Source organism: Chitinophaga sp. (assembly GCF_035538455.1).
In the GTDB taxonomy this organism is placed as follows: Bacteria; Bacteroidota; Bacteroidia; order Chitinophagales; family Chitinophagaceae; genus Chitinophaga.
Genome location: NZ_DATLKJ010000102.1, coordinates 20,397 through 40,353 on the forward strand (window position 1 = coordinate 20,397; position 19,957 = coordinate 40,353).

The following is a 19,957-nucleotide window of genomic DNA, read 5'->3' on the forward strand; positions in this document are numbered from 1 at the left end:
AATGTACACCGCTTAGGTGTGGCACTTTATCAACAGAGGCGCCGCTTTCGTGGCTGGCCTCTATTTTACTATGATTTATGTGATTGTTTTGATTCTTCTGATGAATGAAGATTACAGTGAAGATTATAATGAGATAAAAAATGAAAAAGGAAGGCCCATTTAGAATCAATCTAAATGGGCCTTTTGCATATATCATTGTATCTCACAATTATCAAAATAATTATGCACATCAAAAAAAACCGCGGCCCGGGTGTAGGAAGTTTTGGGCGTCTCCTGTTTTACCAATAGAGATCAATCATTAAATGAGGCTGTATGAAATATCTGATACTTGTAATATTCCTTGTACTACAGATAAGTCATGTGGCCGCGCAGCAGCTGAAGATAGAAGCTGGCCTTAATCTCGCGCGTGGTATGGGTGGTATGGGGGTGGAAGCCTTTTACGGAAGTATGTTACCGGGGCTCAAAGCGGGTATTGCCGCTGACTTTGATGTTTCCGGACCGGTAGGAGTCCAAACAGGTATTTTCTTTCAGCAATGCGGTAGTGTATTTCCGGTAGCGGATAAAGAGACAGGTAATTTCAGCAATAGTGTATTGCGGCTCAACTACCTGCAGTTGCCGCTGTTGATTACCGGATACTTCAGCCTGTCGCCCGCTACGGGACTGCTGTTGGGAGCCGGACCTTATACCGCATGGTTGCTGAACGATAAGGCATATGGCCTGAAATATTTAAAGAATAAGAATCATTTTATTGGATACCTGGATAACGATGCAACAACAACGTTGCAACGGCTGGACTATGGCCTGTCATTCACGAATAGTTTTGAGATCCGGCGAATGCTTAGTATCACGCTGCAGGTGGATTACGGCTTGCGTAACCTGTCCAGACAGGGTGACGATAGTGTGCTGCGTAATCAATCATTTAATTGTTCAATCGGATATATCATCAGCCGCAGAAAAGCAATGTTACGGAAACCACGGGCATCGCAGATGCTCTTGCCTATGGCTGTACTGTAGTAGTATATTTAAACACACCAAGCATATGAAAAAAGTAAGAATGTCTCTGAAGGGCATTGCCTGTGCACTATTGGCAGGAATGGCGTTTGCATCCTGCAATAAGAAAGATACCCCGGCTCCTCCGCAGCCTAAGAATGCCGGCATACAACTGGTACACGCTTCCCCCAAAACCGGTGAACTGTCCATCGATGTAAACGGTAAAAAGATCCAGGACAAAGTACAGTTCCTGAATCAGTCCAAAGCCTATATGGCAGTGGATGTGCAGAATGATGCCGCTTTGAAATTCACGCTTGACGGAAGCAAAGTGGTGGTGGACAACAAGTACAAACTTGCAGACAAAGGAACTTATTCCCTTTTCCTGTATGATACGTTGCTGAATAATAAGATCAGGGCGGTATTGCTGAATGACAATCTCAGCGATCCGGGTAAAGGTAAAACCAGCCTGCGTTTCCTGCACTTGTCTCCTAATACGCCTAATGTGGATATTGATGTGTTCAAGGGCAGCGATAGTATCCGCCTGGTGAGCAATACGCCATTTATCGGTGAGAAGCCTGATGTTGCGGTGCTTTCCACATTTAAGCCAATTGCATCCGGCGATTACCGTGTTAAAGTGAAAGTAAAAGATGGCACAGTTAAGACGATTCTTGACATCCCATCTGTGAAGCTGATGGAAGGGAAGATTGTTACACTGTACCTAAGCGGGCTTGCCAAGGGCACTGGAGCCTTAGGGGTAGGGCTTCAGCAATGGCAGCATAAATAGACCATAGCCAGGAACCATGCACGAGGCCACGCCAACGGCGTGGCTTTTCTATTTGCCAATATAGTACAGGAAAATGCCAATGATTTGATTTTTCTATATTTCCGGAGTATCTTTCTTTGAGATAACCATAACCATTCCAATCACAGATCGAATTTGGCCCTCATGAACACAGAAACTATCCGGATACATCCGAATGATAACGCTATAGTGGCTCTTACAGATATGCCGGCGGGCGCCCCGGTGAAAGACAATGGACATGAATACACGCTGACGGAACCCGTTCCGGCCAAACATAAGTTTGCAGCAGCCCCGCTCCAACCCGGAGATGACATCATTATGTATGGCGTGCTCGTGGGAAAGGCCATGCACGCGATTCCGCAGGGCGGCCTCCTTTCCGTGAGAAATGTACAGCATGCCTCCGGAGGCTATGCGCTTGGCAGCCGCCGTACCGGTTGGGATGCGCCTGATATAACAACATGGCGCAATAAAACATTTATGGGCTATCACCGTCCTGATGGATCTGTTGGTACTGCCAACTACTGGCTGATTATACCACTGGTGTTTTGTGAAAACCATAATGTGGAGGTAATACATGATGCCTTCATAAAAGAGTTGGGATACCGCATGCATACATCTCTGCAGCAAACGCAGGTGCAGCAACTGGTATCGTTATATAAACAGGGTAAATCGCAGGAGGAGCTGCTGGCAGCAGATCTGGGTAGTTCTTCAGGCGGTACGGCCGGGGAGCAGTTGTTTCCCAATGTGGATGGTGTTAAGTTGCTCACCCATACGATGGGATGTGGTGGCATCAAAGATGATACCGTTGCCTTATGCGGCCTGCTGGCCGGATATATCACGCATCCTAATGTGGCCGGGGCCACAGTGCTTAGTCTGGGATGCCAGAATGCACAGGTGTCGCTGCTGAAGCAGGAAATAGAAAGGCGTGACAGTCAATTTTCCAAACCATTGTATATACTGGAGCAGCAGGAAACGGGGAATGAAACCGTGTTGCTGGAAAAGGGGATCAGGTATACGTTTGCGGGTCTTGTGCAGGCCAATGCGATCAGGCGCCAGCCTGCGCCGTTGAGCAAGCTATGTGTAGGGCTTGAATGCGGCGGCTCTGACGGCTTCTCCGGCATATCCGCGAATCCTGCATTGGGACATACTTCCGATCTGCTGGTAGCGCTGGGAGGCTCCGTGATATTGTCAGAGTTTCCGGAGTTATGTGGGGTAGAGCAGGAGCTAAGCGATCGCTGTGTGGATGAACCGGCAGCCACGCGTTTTATGGACCTGATGTCGAAGTACCATGCGCGTGCAGAAGCGATGGGGTCGGGGTTTTATGCTAATCCATCTCCCGGTAACGTGCGCGACGGATTGATTACGGATGCTATCAAATCTGCCGGTGCGGCGAAAAAGGGGGGTACGTCGCCGGTGGTTGATGTGCTGGATTACCCCGAGAAGCAGCGCAAGCCGGGGCTTAACCTGTTGTGCACACCTGGCAGCGATATAGAATCCACGACAGCGGAAGTCGGCTCCGGCGCATCTATTGTGGTGTTCACAACCGGCCTTGGCACGCCAACCGGCAATCCCATTGCGCCGGTACTGAAGGTGTCTACCAATACGGCGCTTTACAATAAAATGAACGACATCATTGACCTGGATGCGGGTACAGTTATCAGCGGTGAGGAGACTATTGAGCAGGCAGGGGAACGTATTCTTGATCTGATCATCCGGACAGCGAGTGGAGAATATAAAGCCAGAGCTACTTTCAGCGGTCATGATGATTTTATTCCCTGGAAGAGGGGGATTTCTTTATAGCCGTTAGTTGTTAGCCGCTAGCTGCCAGCAGCTGGCTCCTGGTGACATATTCCTTTACGTACTGCAGGGGTGTTTTGTTGGTCAGGCCTTTGAACTGTCTGTTGAAGTTGGAGAGATTGTTAAAGCCGCAGGTATAGCCCACCTGCGATACACCCATGTTGTTTTCGATCAGCAGTTTGCAGGCATACCCGATGCGCACTTCCAGCAGGAATTGCCAGTAAGTTTTCAGCGTTCTTGACTTAAAGTACCTGCAAAATGAATTGGGGCTTATGTTAGCTGCAGCCGCCACTTCTTTCAGCGTTATTTTCTGCTGGAAATTGTTGAAGGTATAGGTGTATATTTTGTTGATGTTATCTGTGCTGACAATATTGTAGGAGTTAGTAAAGCCAATGCTGGACAATAGTGAGTACTCATTAGAGTTAGCGATCATGTCGAGCATATGGAGCAGGGATGAGATCCGCTGAGTGGGGCTGGCTTTAAGGATCGCTTCCATCCTTGCAGTGATCAGTTCGCAGGTTTGGCCATTAATCCGGATGCCATGTCTGGCTTTAGTCAGCAGGTTTTTGATCTGTTTCATTTCAGGGAGGTCGAGGAATCCGGGCCCCCAGAAGTCGCTTTTGAAATGCACGGCCACTGCTTCTATCTGTAAGCCGGGTAGTTCCTGGAAATAAATATCATCGCTTCGCCACATATGCGGCAGATCAGCGCCCAGCAGAATCAGGTCGCCGTCATCAAATCTTTCCATACTGTCGCCTACCAGGCGCATGCCGCTGCCTTTGCGGATGAGGGTCAGCTCTACTTCCGGGTGATAATGCCAGTGATTGTACAGGTAAGGGTAGATGTCTTCCCGTACGCTGAAAGAATAGTTGTGCCCGGTATCAACTTTACGCAGAATCGGTTTCATGCAGTGGAATTAAGGAATGAATCTAACTATAATTCTCCGGAGATACAAGGCCGTAATGCCAATATAGTATTAAAATGTGCTAATCGGGTAATTTTTCAGGAGTATTTAAAGACTTTATTTTGTATAGATACTATGTTGGATGAAGCGGGTATATGCCAACCCGTGATAATACTATATCAGCAGCGCACCATGTATGAAAAAATCAACAGAAAAGCCAATCCCGTCAAACCGAATCTACATCATCAAATGACGCACATGAATCATAGACGCATGAATCATTGTATCAGCATATTCGTATTGTTGCTTGGCTTTACGATACCTGCAATGTCACAACAGCCGGGTAGCTTCAACGGGCTGGACATGAACCTGGGTAACCTTTACCGTCTGTCTGACGCGCAGACACGCTCTATCAGTCCGGAAAATTTCACTGGAGAAAAAGGGAAGGGGGGGATGGCCAGGCCGGAAGATAATAAAGAACCTAACCGGGCCAACGCAGCTGGCGCCGCCAGGGACCTTGGGCAGGGATGGAAGGTGAATCCGTTTATTGAGATCAAATCCGGACAAACATTCACCCTTGCTGAAATTGATGGCAGCGGAGCTATTCAGCATATGTGGATGACACCAACTGGCGTCTGGCGGTTTTCTATTTTACGTATTTACTGGGATGATGAAAAGGAGCCTTCTGTGGAATGCCCGGTGGGAGACTTCTTTGGCATGGGCTGGGGAGAATATGCCGCGCTGCATTCATTGCCGGTAGCGGTAAACCCGGGCAGTGCGTTCAATTGTTACTGGACCATGCCCTTCCGGCGGAAGTGCCGCATCACCATGGAGAACATCAACCATGAAGCGATGCGCCTGTATTACCAGATAGACTATACGCTTACCAAAGTGCCGGATGATGCGGCATACTTTCACGCGCAGTTCCGTCGCAGTAATCCCAATATTACTTCCGACTATGTGATAGCAGATAATGTCAAAGGGAAAGGCCAGTATGTAGGTGTATACATGGCGATAGGTGTGAATAATAATGGCTGGTGGGGAGAAGGAGAGATTAAGTTTTTCCTGGATGGCGATACAAAGTTTCCCACCATCTGTGGTACTGGCACAGAAGACTATTTCTGCGGTTCCTATAATTTCGACCGTGGCGGTAAGTACACGGAGTTTTCCACACCTTATTCCGGGCTGCCACAGGTACTGCGACCCGACGGCACTTACAGGTCGCAGCAGCGTTTTGGTTTGTACCGCTGGCATATCATGGATCCTGTACGTTTCAGCAAAGATCTGAAGGTAACCATACAGGATCTGGGCTGGAGGCATGACGGGCGTTACCTGCCTCAACGTTCAGACATTGCATCGGTGGTATTCTGGTATCAATCAGAGCCTCATCATACTTTTCCCAAGTTGCCAACTAAAGACGAACTGGAAGTGAATTGACAATCATACAGTGAGCATAACAATAACGCATACACGAATCTAAACCTGATCTGACCAATGGAAAAACCTTTTATGATCCCATGGCTGATGCTGGCCGTTTTCCTGGCGGGATGCCGCGGAAACGGGCCGGGAAAGAAGCCTGGAGCGTCTTCATTCGGCGAAGATGCAGATTTCCTGCGCCAGCACCTCAAGAATGTGGTTGTGCTGCAACATACAGCAGACAGTAGCCAGGTGCTGGTGAGCGGCGACTACCAGGCCCGCGTGATGACCAGTACCACCGGCGGGCGCTCCGGTAAAAGCTATGGCTGGATCAACAGACCGTTGATTGCATCTGGCAGTTATCGTTCGCACATCAATGCCTATGGCGGCGAAGAGCGTTTCTGGCTGGGGCCTGAAGGAGGGCAGTATTCGTTGTTCTTTCCGAAAGGGTCCCCCTTTGATTTCAGCAACTGGCAAACGCCCGGACTGCTGGACACTGCCCACTTCAATCTCGACAACAGAACAGATGCCAGCGTTACCTACAGCAAGCGCGCTACGCTGAAGAACTATGCAGGAGCGGATTTCGACATTACTATCATCCGCAGGATCTCATTGCTTGACACTATTGCATTCAAGAAGCGCACAGGTATTGTGCTGCCTGCCGGTATATCACTGGTGGCCTATGAAACCGAGAATAAGCTCGCCAACAGTGGCGTTCAGCCCTGGAACGAGCAGACAGGCCTTTTATCCATCTGGTTGCTGGGTATGTACCAGCCCTCCCCGAAAACAGTGATTGCCGTGCCTTTCAGACCATTGCCCCAGGCTACTCAGTTTATTCATGATGATTATTTTGGAAAGATATCCCCGCAAAACCTGCAGATAAAGGACAGCTTACTACTAATGAAAGCTGATGGAAAGTCGAGAGGAAAGATAGGGTTGTCGCCCGAAGTAGCTCGTCCGTTAGCCGGCAGCGTAGACCTGGAGACCGGCAGCATCACGCTGATCTGCTTCAGTGTGGCGGAAAATGGCCGCTATGTGAATTCCAAATGGGAACATCAGCGGGAGCCGTATAAAGGTGATGTGCTCAACTGCTACAACGATGGGCCGCTGCCTGATGGCTCGCAGCTGGGACCTTTTTATGAGCTGGAATCTTCTTCTGATACCCGTGCGCTGCGACCTGGTGATTTTATCATTTACCGGCAGATGACGGCTCATCTGGAGGGAGATAAGGCAGCTATGGACCAATTGTCAAAGATGATATGGAACAGATCGTTGGACGAGATATCCCGTGTTTTTCCTGATAGGTAAGGATTCCTTACTTTGTAAAGCAGGTGTTATGAATCACATAAAACTCTACCGCACCCGTAAAGGTATTTTTGCTGAGTATCAGCAGCAATGGTATCATATTTCTGTAGAGTGGGATGAACTGGTGAACAGACAGCCTTTGTTTTCCGCTTTGCGGGCCTTACTTGCAGATGTGCTGTCACAGCCGGATATCGCCAGTATCGTGAGGGGGGATCTGCTCCCACCTATCGGTAGCCAGGAAGTGTGGGCTGCGGGTGTTACCTATCAGCGCAGCAAAGTGGCGCGTATGGAAGAATCTGAGATGAGTGGGGCCGCTGCGTGTTACGACAAAGTGTATATGGCTGAGCGCCCGGAACTTTTTTTCAAAGCCACGCCGCAACGTACTGTGGGGCATGGGGATGAAATTTACATCCGGCGTGATTCTGATTGGAACGTGCCGGAGCCGGAACTTACCTTGTTTGTGAACAGAGAGGGTAATATCTCCGGCTATACGATTGGTAACGACATGAGTTCGAGAAGTATAGAAGGAGAGAATCCGCTTTATCTGCCACAGGCGAAAACATATGAGAGATGTGCCGCTATTGGTCCGTGTCTGTTGGTGACAGAACTGCCCATACCTTCAGATACCCTTATTCAGATGAAAATTTATCGAAACGGAGCCATGCTTTTTCATGATCACATCAGCATCAGCCAGATGAAACGCACGCATACTGAGCTGGTGGAGTACCTGTACCGGGGATGCCGCTTTCTCCACGGCTGCTACCTGATGACAGGCACCTGTCTCGTCCCTGGCAATGGATTCACTTTGCAGGAAAATGACCTGGTAGAAATAGCCATCGATCATATTGGCGTATTGCTGAATACTGTAAAAGCAGGTGTATAAGATAAAGACGATGCTCTCTGTTCGCGGGCCGGACGCAACTGTTGTACCGGCAGTTGCAGTAAACCAGGCGGTAGCCGAAGCTGCCTGCCGGCCCGCTTTTTAAATGGGGTACACTTACTTCCGGAAACGATGTGTAATGAGCTGGAAGTCTTTTGTCAAACGGCTTTACAGCGGCAAAGGTTACAGCCTGTGTATATCAAAAAAATAAAAATCTGTCAATAATTAACTGTACCTTCAGGGCATAAAATGGAAGCGATGTCTCAAACAGTATATTTGTAAAACTCAATCGCCTCGGGTCTATTGAAAACCTCACCTGCAGGCAGTATACATTCAACACAAGCACATCATTGATTTGTCAACGGGCCCTGTATCAGCACCAGTCTTTATGGAAACAGAGAATGGAGCGCCAGAGGCGTTTCTCGTGGAATAAACGAAATGATAATACCGGTAATACCGGCAAGGGGCTTTCTATGATATAACCACGCCAGCAGTAATTTTTATATATGAAACAGGAAACTAGTAATCAGAAAAAGCAACCAGGAATTGCCAGCCTGTTAAAGCCGTATGCAGGAATGATCTTTCTGCTGATATTGTTTACCCTGCTGGGTAACGGTTTTAACCTCTGGCTACCCAGGATCATCGGGCAAGGCGTGGACGCCTATACCCACGGAACTTTCGATGCAGGTCCGTTATCGCTGAAGTTCTCACTGGCGGTTTTCGTCATCCTGGTGTTTACTTATCTGCAGAATATTCTGCAGACGTATGCTTCAGAGAAAGTAGCGAAAGATCTGCGCACCAGTCTTTCCGACAAGATCTCCAGGCAGCAGTACTATTGGGTGGAGCAAGCCAATCCATCCCGACTGCTCACCAACCTTATTGCGGATGTAGACTCCATCAAAATGTATGTATCGCTGGCAGTAGCCACGCTGGCATCTTCCATTTTTATCATCATTGGCGCCTGTATCCTGTTGCTTATTATCAACTGGAAACTGGCCCTGGCAGTGATGGCCATACTTCCGATAATAGGCGTGAGCTTTTTTATGGTGATGAAGAAAGTCCGGACATTGTTCCTTAACAACAGAGAGGTGATGGACTGGCTCAACAGAGTGATCAATGAAAGTATTCTTGGCGCGGCGCTGATAAGGGTGATCAATTCCCAGCAGCTGGAGTACAACAAGTTCCTTGGCGCCAATACCAGGGCACTCAATTTCGGGGTTTCTATCCTGAGAATATTTGCCGGGCTGATACCGGTGATCACACTGATAGCGAGTCTGGGCTCGCTGATCATTTTGGTGCTGGGTGGACATTTCGTGATCAGTGGTTCTATGACCATGGGAGATTACGCCGCATTCAGCGCCTACCTTACTTTGCTGATCTTCCCCATTCTGCTGATAGGCTTTATGAGTAATGTGATTGCACAGGCTACGGCGTCTTATCAGCGTATCAGCGCGGTGCTGAATGCGCCGGATACCTCAGGGAAAGGCACCGTTAATGCATCTGTGCAGGGAAATATTGAATTTAGAAATGTAACGGTAAAATATGGAGAGAAGGAAGTGCTGAAGAATATTTCTTTCTCTGTGAAGGCAGGAACTAAAGTAGCGGTGATCGGGCCAACAGCAGCGGGCAAAACACAGCTGTTGTATCTGCTCACCGGATTGATACAACCGACATCCGGGGAAGTACTGGTAGACGGATATACAGTAGCAGATTACGATAGTGGTTTTTATCATAACCAGGTAGGTTTTGTATTTCAGGACAGCATCATTTTCAATATGAGCATCCGCGAAAACATCGCTTTCAACCAGCAGGTGACGGCCGGTTCCATGGAGAAGGCTGTTACTACGGCAGAACTGAAAGAGTTCATTGCCAGCCTGCCGGAGAAAGAAGATACCATCGTTTCTGAGCGGGGCTCGAGTCTTTCCGGCGGACAAAAGCAACGCGTCATGCTGGCGCGTGCACTGGCGCTGGAGCCCAGGTTATTGCTACTCGACGACTTCACCGCACGTGTAGATACTAATACGGAGAAAAAGATCCTGGATAATGTGCAGTACAACTATGCCGGGATCACATTACTCTCGGTAACACAGAAGATTGCCTCCGTGGAGCATTATGATCAGATCCTCCTGCTGATGCAGGGGGAGATTATAGCAGGCGGCACCCACCAGGAGCTGATGCACAGCAGCCCGGAATATGTACAGATCTATAAATCCCAACAAAGCACCAGTAATTATGAATTACAATCTTAGCCAGTTCCCGGAAAAGCAACACAGGGCTTCCAATCTGGCAGCCTTTCGTAACCTGTTGCAATTGATATCTACCGAAAAGAAAAACCTTGTTCTTGCCCTTGCTGCTATGCTGGTGAACTCCGGATTAAGCCTGCTGGGGCCTTTCCTCATAGGATATGCCATAGACCATTATATAACACATAAGCAGTTTCATGGCGTATTGATATTTGGTGGCATTCTGCTGGGAGCATACCTGCTGGCCTTTCTCGTCAACTATTTCCAGATGCGGTTGATGGGAGGCGTAGGACAACATACCTTGTTCACCTTGCGTAATGCAGTTTTTCATAAGATACAGGAGTTGCCGGTTGCCTTTTTCAACCAGAATAAGGCTGGTGACCTGATTTCACGTGTCAACAATGATACAGATAAGCTGAACCAGTTTTTTTCCCAGTCGCTGATGCAGTTCGTAAGCAATATTGTAACGATGTTCGGTGCGGGTATTTTTCTGCTGGTCATTAATTACAGGGCGGGAATGATAGCACTGGTGCCAGCTGTGTTGATATTGATCTTCACGCGGGTGCTGTCGCCCTGGGTGAAAAGAAAGAATGCTGCCAGTATGAAAACCACTGGTAATTTGAGTGCAGAGATACAGGAGAGTCTTAACAACTTCAAGGTGATCATTGCCTTTAATCGCCGTGACTATTTCAGAAAGCGGTTCAATGAAGTGAATGAGACAAACTACCAGACCTCCGTCAAAGCGGGGCTGGCAAATAACGTATTTCTGCCTTTCTATGCTATGTGTTCGAGTATGGCACAGCTGCTGGTGCTTGCGGGCGGCGTTTACATGATTGCGAAGGGTGAGTTTACAATCGGGTTGCTGGTGAGCTACCTGGCGTACGTTAACTATTTCTATTCTCCATTGCGTTCGCTGGCCTCTCTGTGGGCCAACTTCCAGATAGCGATGGCAGGGTGGGACCGTATCTCTGAAATACTGGGGCTTGAAAGCAATCTGACTACCATTGAAGACCGCACTTCCACTGGTGCTTCTGCATCATTGCTGGAATTCAGGGATGTGCATTTCGGTTATCCCGGGGGTAAAGAGATATTGCATAATATCAGCTTTAACCTGGAGAAAGGGAAAACATATGCACTCGTAGGGCCAACCGGTGGGGGTAAAACCACTACCGCGTCATTGATAGCCCGGTTGTATGATCCGACCAGCGGAGCCGTGTTGCTGAATGGCCGGGATATAAGATCGTACAGTGCAGAGGTGCGCTCGCAGCAGATCGGGTTTATCTTGCAGGAGCCGTTTCTTTTTACAGGCACTGTGCGGGAGAACTTATTGTATGGCAACAGTCAGTATGAAAGTTATACTAATGAACAGCTTGAGCAGGTGATTAAAGAAGCCAACCTGGAGAAGCTGCTGGCGCTTTTTGAGGAAGGGCTGGAAACAAAGGTGGCATCCTCCGGAGATAGCATCAGTCTTGGCCAGAAGCAGTTGATAGCTTTTATGCGGGCTGTGTTGCGGAAACCGGGTCTGTTGATATTGGATGAAGCTACTGCCAATATCGATACTGTTACAGAACAGTTGTTGGGAGAGATCCTGGAGAGGCTGCCACAGGAAACGACCCGGGTGATCATTGCCCACCGGTTGAATACCATAGAGAGTGCAGACGAGATCTTTTTTGTGAACTCCGGTGAAGTGACACGGGCCGGCTCCCTGCAGAATGCAATGGATAAGCTGATGAATACGGGGATTAGCAGCTGATGGTTATTAATTAACCCAGGTGCATGAACAGGGATTTTTGCGGCCGTAGTTTTGTTTCATCATCAGAAAATTAAAACACAAACTATGAAACAAGCTGCTAAAACAACCGCATTCAGTCTGACAATCATCACTGGCCTTTTATTGGTATTTATAGGGGTTAGGTTTTTATTGGCGCCACTTACTGCGGAAGATGCATTTGGCATACATGTGCCGGTGAGCGGAGATTATTCCTTTCATTATATCAAAGGCATCCGGGATCTGTTTTCAGGCGCCATCATTGTGGTGTTGCTGCTGATGAAGGAGTACAGGGCATTGGGCTGGCTGTTATTACTGGCGATGATGGTACCAGTGACCGATATGTCATTGGTGGTCTCACATCCGGGATATGAAGTGGCGAAGGTGTATCCGCATGCAACAGCAGTGGTATTGGCAGTAGTGTTAGGGATTTATTATATACGCACAGCGGGCGTGAAGCGATAAAATAAAATGGCCCTCCTGCAATAAGCAGGGGGGCCATTTTATTTTGTTTCAATCAGGCAGTTTGGTCATCGATGGCGGCTGCAGGTGCATTGGCTTTAACGGATGCTATACCGTTATCTCTGCCGGAAGTGCTTTCATACATCTCGCTGGTACCGATTACCTGTCCGTTGGTGGCTTTGAGGTTGAAATAATGTTTACCATTGGTAGCAATTTTTTTCTCATAACGTTCATCATGTGGCGCATTGGTCTTCACTGAAGAAATTCCATTCTGGCAATTGGCTTTGGTAGTATATCCTTCACTTACCAGGATAGTCTGACCATTACCGGTTGCTGTGAGTTTGAAACGGAACTCGCCGTTGTTGCTTTGGGTGATAACAAAGGTGCTCATAAGATATGTGGTTTTAGATAGTGTAAAGGTAGGGTGTTTGGGGGAACATGAAAAGTTTACCGGGAGGATTTGTCGGGGAAATGAAAAAATCTTTTTTAAATATAAACCTCATTTTAATATTCCATAGAGATCCTCAATGCTTAAAATAATCAATTATTAATTTTGTGTATTAAGATGCAGTTGATAGAATTATCCCCCTATTTTTTATATAACTGGATAGAATTAATGTTTGTTAATCTTTTGATTGGCGAATGTGAAAAATAGTTATATTACGTACTGTAACCCTTTTATCATCTCTGACTGTTCCACTTCATTTGTTTTAGTTTTCACAGCTATAGTAATGGTATCAATTCAATCTGATATAGCATTTAACGGCTAAATACTATTGCTATGAATGTTTCAGCGTTCCGGGGGAAACGAAGACAGACAGACCCGCGTAGGATAATTGTGGATGTGATCAGCTTATTGTTAATCCTGCTTTTCTTTTATGCAGCATTCAGCAAATGGATGGATATGGAGAAGTTCCGTAGTCAGTTGGGACAATCTCCCTTGCTTACTTCTTTTTCCGAATTGGTTTCCTGGATAGTGCCTTTAACTGAGGTAGTGCTTTCTTTTTTTCTGCTATCAGCGCGGTACAGATTGGCGGCGTTGTATGCCAGCTTCGGCCTGATGGTAATGTTTACGGCTTATATAGTAGCCATTACGCATTTCAGTGAATCGGTGCCCTGTTCCTGCGGCGGCATATTGCAACGGATGACCTGGGAACAGCATCTGGTTTTTAATCTGGTGTTTGTGATACTGATAGTCCTGGCGATCCTAATCTATTCACCGGGAAGGATGTATAAATCTTTGCGCAAAGACAGGGATAGCCGAAAACCTGCAGAAGAGAGTAGGCGTATTAAAGGAAAATAATTTTTCATTATGAAGAAATTTAAAGCAATGGGTATTGGTGTAATGCTGCTGGCTTTGGCATCAGCGTTCTTTTCGACGAGGTCTAATGCAGAGACTCCTGACCAGGGACAGGATTATGGATTTGCGAAATGGTTGAATAATTATACTTGTACGTACAGTAAATTAGATTTTTCCCAAGTATGTAATGTTCGCTGGACCGGTCATGTATGTACAATCAGGGGAAAGGGGGCGTTTGATAATCAAATTAACTGCGAAATAGGGTTTTCTGCTTACTTCCTGAGAACATTGTTTTAATTCATTTTTAGTTACTGACGGGAAGATAGGCAATTCTTCCCGTCGTCATGTAGATACATCCTATGAGCAAACGTGTTTTAATATTGCTGAGTATAATTGTAGGGGCAGTGTTTTTAATAGGTCTCTTGTGCTGGTTAGAGGAAGTTAAAGCAAATCATCTGAATGGATTTGAGCGTAACTTTTTATATGAAATACCCATAAAAAAAGCAGAATGGAGTATAGATAGGTCAGACTGGTATGTTGCCGGATTTACCGGCGAACACATATATGTGGCCAACCTGGAATTTCTTAACTATCTGATTGACGTGAATATAGTGGAAAAAGAGACCCACAGAGTTATGGTTCACATAGGAGCGAGCTGGTCTAAACCTCGTTTGGGTGCAGCGCTAATGGTATTGGATAGCTCGTTTTATATTGCAGATGGTAGTTCTTCCATTGTTTTTTTGGGTGGTATAGAGAATTGGGAGGTTGAAAAAACAGATACTGTTAGAACGAGATTTGATATCGGAATACCCATTTCAGATTCGAAAATCATTTTAAGACTGGTGCGCAACAAAGCATTTATGCTGGGGATAAGCAACGGGAAGACGCTCAATATTAATGATTCCCTGCTCACACAGCAAGATGAGGGAATTATGAGTATGGATGGATTGATGAAATATGATAGGAGACAAGGTAGGTTTGTCTATACTTATTTTTACCGTAATCAGTTTATCGTTTGTGATTCTTTGTTAACAGTATTATATAGAGGAAATACAATTGATACGGTTCAATATGAAAAAATTAAGGTGGGCAAGCCCGACAGGAATGGAGATGTCAGAATGTCCGCTCCTCCTCTGGTAGTTAATAAACAAGTGGCAATTGATAATGCTCATCTTTATATAGCATCGGGGATTCGGGCGGATAATGAAGGCCGTAAAGCAAATCAGCAAAATGCGGTGATCGATGCGTATGATCTTTCGAATGGCAAATATCTATTTAGCTTTTATATTCCGAATGAATATCAGGAGAAGCTTTCGGATTTCCGGATAATTGGAAGCAGATTTATAGCTGTATATAGTAATAAGATTGTCATGTACACATTTAATGTATCCAAATTTGATAATACTACATATTAACGCTGTTAAGATGAGGGTACAAACCAAGTTACTTTTGGGTCTGATTATGATAATTGTATCTGGTTTTGAAATATCTGCGCAGCCAAAATGCTCTTCGGGACTATTTCTGCACATTGATAAGGCAGTTTATCTGCCCAATGAAAGAATATGGTTTACAGCATATTTGCTAAACTTAAAGATAAGTGATAGCACTAAACACCTGAACACGCTCTATGTGACACTCTGTAATGGTAAAACAAAAAAGCCCATTCTATCAGAGCGTTTTGCAATCAATCATGGAATTAGTAAAGGAGCATTATTCTTACCAGATTCTTTATTGGCTGGGGAATATTCGTTGCTAGCTTATACAGATGAATATGTCGCTAACAAGGCTGAGAAGGAATACCAGCAATGGATTAATATCGGTTCTGTAAAGAAGGCTGAATCCATAATTAAGCAGATAAGTTTAGAGAATGAAGGTCATGTTCCGCCGTCGCAAAAGATTAAAATATCACTTCAACCTGACTCGGCGATTTATCATCGAAGATCGAGATCTTCCTGGAAAGTGAAATTAACAGATGATTATGGGAATCCTTTACGAGGCATATTTTCAGTTGCTTGTGTCTACAGCAGGCGTCTTCCTCCGGGTCGGTTGAACGATATTCGACATTTTTACTATGTAGATCAATATAAGAATGGCAGTAAACCAGTATTGGATACTAGTATGGATATAATCAGGCCTTTGCAGGGATATGTTTTATTTAATGAGAAAAGGCCAAAACACTCAGTGAAGATGCTGCTGATGAAAGATAAAAACATGAATATAATAAATACCGATGAGAAGGGTGGATTTGGCATAGATCATTACATGCTTGTAACCGGTAATAATACGTTAATGCTGAGTATCCTCGGTAATTTGCAGTCATTGTACACAATACAGTTAGTTGAAAATGCGGATAGTATTAACCTTCAGTTAGGGCAATATAATTATACTATAGATAGGTTACCTCCGGTGGTTGAATCAGATGTATTTACCGCTGAGGAATTGGGACGACGGGTTAAGACTTTAAAAGGAGTGACTGTAAATGCCAGAGAAGATAATGAACCATTGGATTTAGCGCAAACAGTTAAAATGAAGAGCTGCAACGCATATGTATGCCAATTACAACATTGGATGTGTGATGGAGCCCCTCCGGCTGTACCTCCAAAGATTGGCGAGAAATACTATGATAGGAGAAGTGGGAGGTATATATTATATATGGGGGAATGTGCTACGGATCGTCAATCCGGTGAATTTATAAAATCAATCAAGCCCACCCACGAGGAGGAAATGTTCCCGCAGATTGATTATACTAAGATCCAGGAGCTGACTCAGGAAGTCAATTCGACCCTTTATTGGAACTACCAGCTTGTCACAGACGAAAATGGAGAGGCAACTTTCAGTTTTTTTACAAATGACTTGAAGGGGGTATTTACCTGTATTATCCAGGGGGTATCTACCAAGGATATTATTTCAGCGAAGAATTATTTTGAGGTGGTAGAGTAAGCAATTATACAATGATTGAATTAACTTCATACTAATAACTCCAACTATTATGAAAACACTGCACACTTTACTGTTATTGGTTTTCCTGGGGAATACCATAACCACTGATATTTACGCACAGGTTATTAAAGGTACTTACGCTATCCGGAATGTAGCTACAGGCATTGTTCTCAGGATCAAAGATGCCGGTACTGAAAACGGAACTCCTATTGTGGCGTACTCTCCCGTAAACTGGAAATGTGTTACATGGGACTTTAAGCATCAGGAAGATCAGACTTATCAGCTGCAGAATCTCTATTCGGGAAAAACCTTTCAGCCGAAAGGTGCTAAGGCGGCAGATGGGGCTGGGCTGGAGGAACAGCCGCTGGTAGCAGGTAATATGGTACAGGAATATGAGTTTATCCCCGCAGGGAAGAATACTTATCTCATAAAATTGAAAGGCGCTTCATTATATCTTACCCCAGCAGATAACAAAGGGACGGTGAATGCTGGCATCCTGCTGGCAAAGAGAGCCGATGGCCGTTTACAGCAATGGACGTTACAGGAGCAGTATCCGGAAATGTGATGATCATTACTGTTGTGGAGTGCTCATGACTTTCTTCCGGTGCATCACGCCCCATTCCACGATAGCCTGTACCATGGGGGAGAGGGTATCAGCATATTCTGTGAGCTCATATTCTACTATGGCGGGGATGGATGGAGCCAGTATATTTTTTTTGATAAGGCGGTTTAGTTCCAGCTCTTTCAGCTCGTTGGACAATACTCTGGCAGAGATGCCGGTCACCATGCGTTGCAGCTGATTGAACCTGTGCGGCCCGGAGGAGAGCGCAATCAGCACTTTTAGTTTCCATTTCCCACCAATGGCGTACAGGGCATCATCCACAGCGGGCAGCATGCCCAGGCATTTAAAGCTGTTGAGGGGAAGTGTATTAACAGATGTTTCTTCCATGATCGATCTTTAACTAATCAAAAGGTTAGCGGTAACCTATGTGTTACCCCGGTGCATCAGGTGATATAGCCGGGTAATTTTGTTGACAGGTATTCAATCAGCGCAGGCTGAAAATTTCAACAAAGTTATCCGCATAAAATTATGAAAAAAGTATTGCATGTTGTTTCCAGTCCCAGGGGAGAAGCGTCTAACAGCATCCGGCTGGGGAACAGGATTATTGAACGTATTGAAAGCCGCTATCCCGGAACAACCCTTCAGGTGAATAATGTGGCGGAACATGAATACGGCAGTTATAAGGCGGCCTATATTGATGCGCTCATGCGGCGGCCAGATGGCTATACACCGGAGCATACCGCGTTGCTTCGTCGTTCAGATGATGCCGTTGCGCAGGTGTTGTGGGCAGATATTCTTGTAATCAGCTTTCCGCTGTACAATTTTAACTTTCCTCCGTCGCTGAAATCGTGGATAGATCACATTATCCGGGTGGGCATTACTTTCAGCTATGCTACCGGCAAACCGGAGGGGTTACTGAAAGAGAAGCAGGCATACCTCGCTGTAGCCTCTAATGGTGTATATTCTGAAGGGCCGATGAAGCTATTTGATTTTGCAGAGCCATATCTCAAGCATGTGCTGGGCTTTGTGGGCATCACGGATGTAACTACTTACCGCATTGAGGGTGCAGGCATGTCTGAACACAAAGACATTGCTGTGCAGAAGGGGCTGGAGCGGGTAATGATATGAGCGCCATACGATTGCAGTGAACAGGTGTTTTATTGTCAGGAAAGAAGATTTCTGGTGTTAACCGGAGATTTTCTTTCCTGGTAATTTTTTATTTCATTATCTTTAAGGGTAATGTATTAAGAAGTGAATAAGTATCCTTTTGAGAAAACCTTATAGTGGCTTATCTAAATCAAATGTAAACAGTCTGGCTTTAACTCCCTCCGCGCGGTTTTTATTATTGATATTTTCTCTTATACGGAACAATTGACGTACTTTTATAGTGACCCTCTGTTTCACTGAAAACCTCATAAATAACTCGTATGAAAACTGGTCTATTGAAGTCAGTGTTTGACAAATTGCTCTCTCCCGGCACAAGTGAATTGGAAAAACCAGCTGAGAAAAACCCGGTAAGGATTGTAAATGGTATTGCTTTGACGATGTGCTTTCTTGTAATGTCGGTGGGTTTTTCCTTTTATTGTTTGAACAGAAGTCCGCTTATACTTTATCCTGTTATTATTGAGACATTATGTTTTTTGTCGGTTCTGGGATTGAATCATTTAGAAAAGTATTTCAGGGCTAACCTGGCAATGCTGGTGATACACGTAATATTTGCTGTTTACTGGAGCATTGTACTCGGAGCTGCCATCCAAATGGAATTATTGATCGCATTTCTGGCGCTTATTGTTTTTCACTTAAGTAGCGCTTTTGTGATATACAATGAAAGAAAGGTGTTGATCTATTGCCTGGCGGGGACCGTAGTATTAATGGTTGGAGTTCAGGTTAATAATCATTATGCTCTATTAAAACCACTCAGTTTCGGTCCAGACATTGCGAATGTGGTTAGAATGGTTACATCCGGAGCATTTATGTTATTGATCATTATAATAATGACCACTTATGTTTTTCAAATAAAGAATCTGTTAAACTCAGAGAGAAAATTAAAAGATGCATCTGTTGCGAAGAGTATTTTTCTAAGAGAAACTTATCACGAATTAAGGACTCCTCTGAATGCGATTTTCGGAATTGCACAGCTAATGCAGCTGCGTAAGGATGAATATGCCACTGAGGAAGAACGTCAGGAGATTGACGACCTTTATTCTGCCTGTTATGTAGCCAGGAATATTATCAATAATGTGCTGGATATGTCCAGGATTGATGCAGGCCGTTTTAATACAATCAGTAAGGAATCTCTCAACTTGCGGGAATGTATTGAGCACTGTGTTATAATGAACAGATACGTGGCCAATTCAAGGGGGGTAAGGATAGAATATCAGGCAGATAAGGAATTGCCTACTGTTATTTTGAGTGACAAGCTTGTTTTGATCAAGATTATCAATAATCTGCTGTCCAATGCTGTGAAATTCTCGTCAATGAAGAGCACTGTAGAGATCAAGACATTCTGGAACAGCCAGCAGTTGGTATTCCAGATCAAAAATAGAGGTGTAATCAGTAAAGAGAAAGTTGCTAAGATATTTGAGCCA

General features: G+C 45.4%; 19 protein-coding genes. 16 read left to right on the plus strand and 3 right to left on the minus strand.

Annotated features, from left to right (window positions below; genetic code table 11):
- Positions 1–312: 312 nt before the first annotated feature.
- The 3 genes from VM802_RS12725 (at position 313) to VM802_RS12735 (ending at position 3,592) form a co-directional block, all read left to right on the plus strand.
- A complete protein-coding gene (locus VM802_RS12725; protein WP_325530979.1) occupies positions 313–1,014 on the plus strand; it encodes an outer membrane beta-barrel protein in 702 nt (233 codons plus the stop codon).
- A gap of 25 nt (positions 1,015–1,039) precedes the next feature.
- Positions 1,040–1,774 carry a DUF4397 domain-containing protein gene (locus VM802_RS12730; RefSeq protein ID WP_325530981.1) on the plus strand — a complete coding sequence of 245 codons (735 nt, stop codon included), beginning with the start codon at positions 1,040–1,042 and terminating at the stop codon, positions 1,772–1,774.
- A gap of 162 nt (positions 1,775–1,936) precedes the next feature.
- Positions 1,937–3,592 (plus strand): UxaA family hydrolase, encoded by a 1,656-nt coding sequence (locus VM802_RS12735; protein ID WP_325530983.1) that lies wholly within the window; start codon positions 1,937–1,939, stop codon positions 3,590–3,592.
- A gap of 10 nt (positions 3,593–3,602) precedes the next feature.
- On the opposite strand, the gene VM802_RS12740 is transcribed toward VM802_RS12735, so the two are convergent.
- On the minus strand, positions 3,603–4,496 hold the full coding sequence (locus VM802_RS12740; RefSeq protein ID WP_325530985.1) for an AraC family transcriptional regulator: 894 nt from the start codon (positions 4,494–4,496) through the stop codon (positions 3,603–3,605).
- A gap of 270 nt (positions 4,497–4,766) precedes the next feature.
- On the opposite strand from VM802_RS12740, the gene VM802_RS12745 reads away from it, so the two are divergent.
- The 6 genes from VM802_RS12745 (at position 4,767) to VM802_RS12770 (ending at position 12,570) form a co-directional block, all read left to right on the plus strand.
- Positions 4,767–5,930: a DUF2961 domain-containing protein gene (locus VM802_RS12745; RefSeq protein ID WP_325530987.1), complete on the plus strand. Its 1,164-nt coding sequence runs from the start codon at positions 4,767–4,769 to the stop codon at positions 5,928–5,930.
- Positions 5,931–5,987: 57 nt separating this feature from the next.
- Positions 5,988–7,217, plus strand: a complete 1,230-nt coding sequence (locus VM802_RS12750; RefSeq protein ID WP_325530989.1) for a DUF6786 family protein — start codon at positions 5,988–5,990, stop codon at positions 7,215–7,217.
- Between the two features lie 28 nt (positions 7,218–7,245).
- Positions 7,246–8,097: a fumarylacetoacetate hydrolase family protein gene (locus VM802_RS12755; protein ID WP_325530991.1), complete on the plus strand. Its 852-nt coding sequence runs from the start codon at positions 7,246–7,248 to the stop codon at positions 8,095–8,097.
- Between the two features lie 503 nt (positions 8,098–8,600).
- A complete protein-coding gene (locus tag VM802_RS12760; RefSeq protein ID WP_325530993.1) occupies positions 8,601–10,343 on the plus strand; it encodes an ABC transporter ATP-binding protein in 1,743 nt (580 codons plus the stop codon).
- The gene (locus VM802_RS12765; protein WP_325530995.1) at positions 10,327–12,090 is read left to right on the plus strand and encodes an ABC transporter ATP-binding protein; all 1,764 of its coding nucleotides are present in this window, start codon (positions 10,327–10,329) and stop codon (positions 12,088–12,090) included. The genes VM802_RS12760 and VM802_RS12765 overlap by 17 nt, the downstream gene beginning before the upstream one ends.
- 84 nt (positions 12,091–12,174) lie before the next feature.
- Positions 12,175–12,570, plus strand: coding sequence for a DUF4267 domain-containing protein (locus VM802_RS12770; RefSeq protein ID WP_325530997.1), 396 nt, complete (start codon positions 12,175–12,177; stop codon positions 12,568–12,570).
- Positions 12,571–12,622: 52 nt separating this feature from the next.
- Here the strand turns inward: VM802_RS12770 and VM802_RS12775 are convergent, their stop codons facing one another.
- Positions 12,623–12,958, minus strand: coding sequence for a YegP family protein (locus VM802_RS12775; protein WP_325530999.1), 336 nt, complete (start codon positions 12,956–12,958; stop codon positions 12,623–12,625).
- Positions 12,959–13,348: 390 nt separating this feature from the next.
- Between VM802_RS12775 and VM802_RS12780 the strand changes: the two genes are divergently transcribed.
- From VM802_RS12780 to VM802_RS12800, 5 genes are all read left to right on the plus strand, one after another.
- Positions 13,349–13,870, plus strand: a complete 522-nt coding sequence (locus tag VM802_RS12780) for a MauE/DoxX family redox-associated membrane protein (protein WP_325531001.1) — start codon at positions 13,349–13,351, stop codon at positions 13,868–13,870.
- 9 nt (positions 13,871–13,879) lie between these two features.
- Positions 13,880–14,164, plus strand: a complete 285-nt coding sequence (locus tag VM802_RS12785) for a hypothetical protein (RefSeq protein WP_325531003.1) — start codon at positions 13,880–13,882, stop codon at positions 14,162–14,164.
- Between the two features lie 62 nt (positions 14,165–14,226).
- Entirely contained in the window at positions 14,227–15,282 is a 1,056-nt protein-coding gene (locus VM802_RS12790) for a hypothetical protein (protein ID WP_325531005.1), read from the plus strand.
- 10 nt (positions 15,283–15,292) lie between these two features.
- Entirely contained in the window at positions 15,293–16,807 is a 1,515-nt protein-coding gene (locus VM802_RS12795; RefSeq protein ID WP_325531007.1) for a hypothetical protein, read from the plus strand.
- A gap of 49 nt (positions 16,808–16,856) precedes the next feature.
- Positions 16,857–17,372, plus strand: a complete 516-nt coding sequence (locus VM802_RS12800) for an RICIN domain-containing protein (protein ID WP_325531009.1) — start codon at positions 16,857–16,859, stop codon at positions 17,370–17,372.
- A gap of 6 nt (positions 17,373–17,378) precedes the next feature.
- On the opposite strand, the gene VM802_RS12805 is transcribed toward VM802_RS12800, so the two are convergent.
- Positions 17,379–17,756, minus strand: coding sequence for a winged helix-turn-helix transcriptional regulator (locus VM802_RS12805; protein ID WP_325531011.1), 378 nt, complete (start codon positions 17,754–17,756; stop codon positions 17,379–17,381).
- A gap of 141 nt (positions 17,757–17,897) precedes the next feature.
- Here VM802_RS12805 and VM802_RS12810 point away from each other — a divergent pair, with 141 nt between their 5' ends.
- The gene (locus VM802_RS12810; protein ID WP_325531013.1) at positions 17,898–18,497 is read left to right on the plus strand and encodes an FMN-dependent NADH-azoreductase; all 600 of its coding nucleotides are present in this window, start codon (positions 17,898–17,900) and stop codon (positions 18,495–18,497) included.
- Between the two features lie 299 nt (positions 18,498–18,796).
- The coding region (locus VM802_RS12815) for a sensor histidine kinase (RefSeq protein ID WP_325531015.1) at positions 18,797–19,957 on the plus strand (1,161 nt) is incomplete at its 3' end.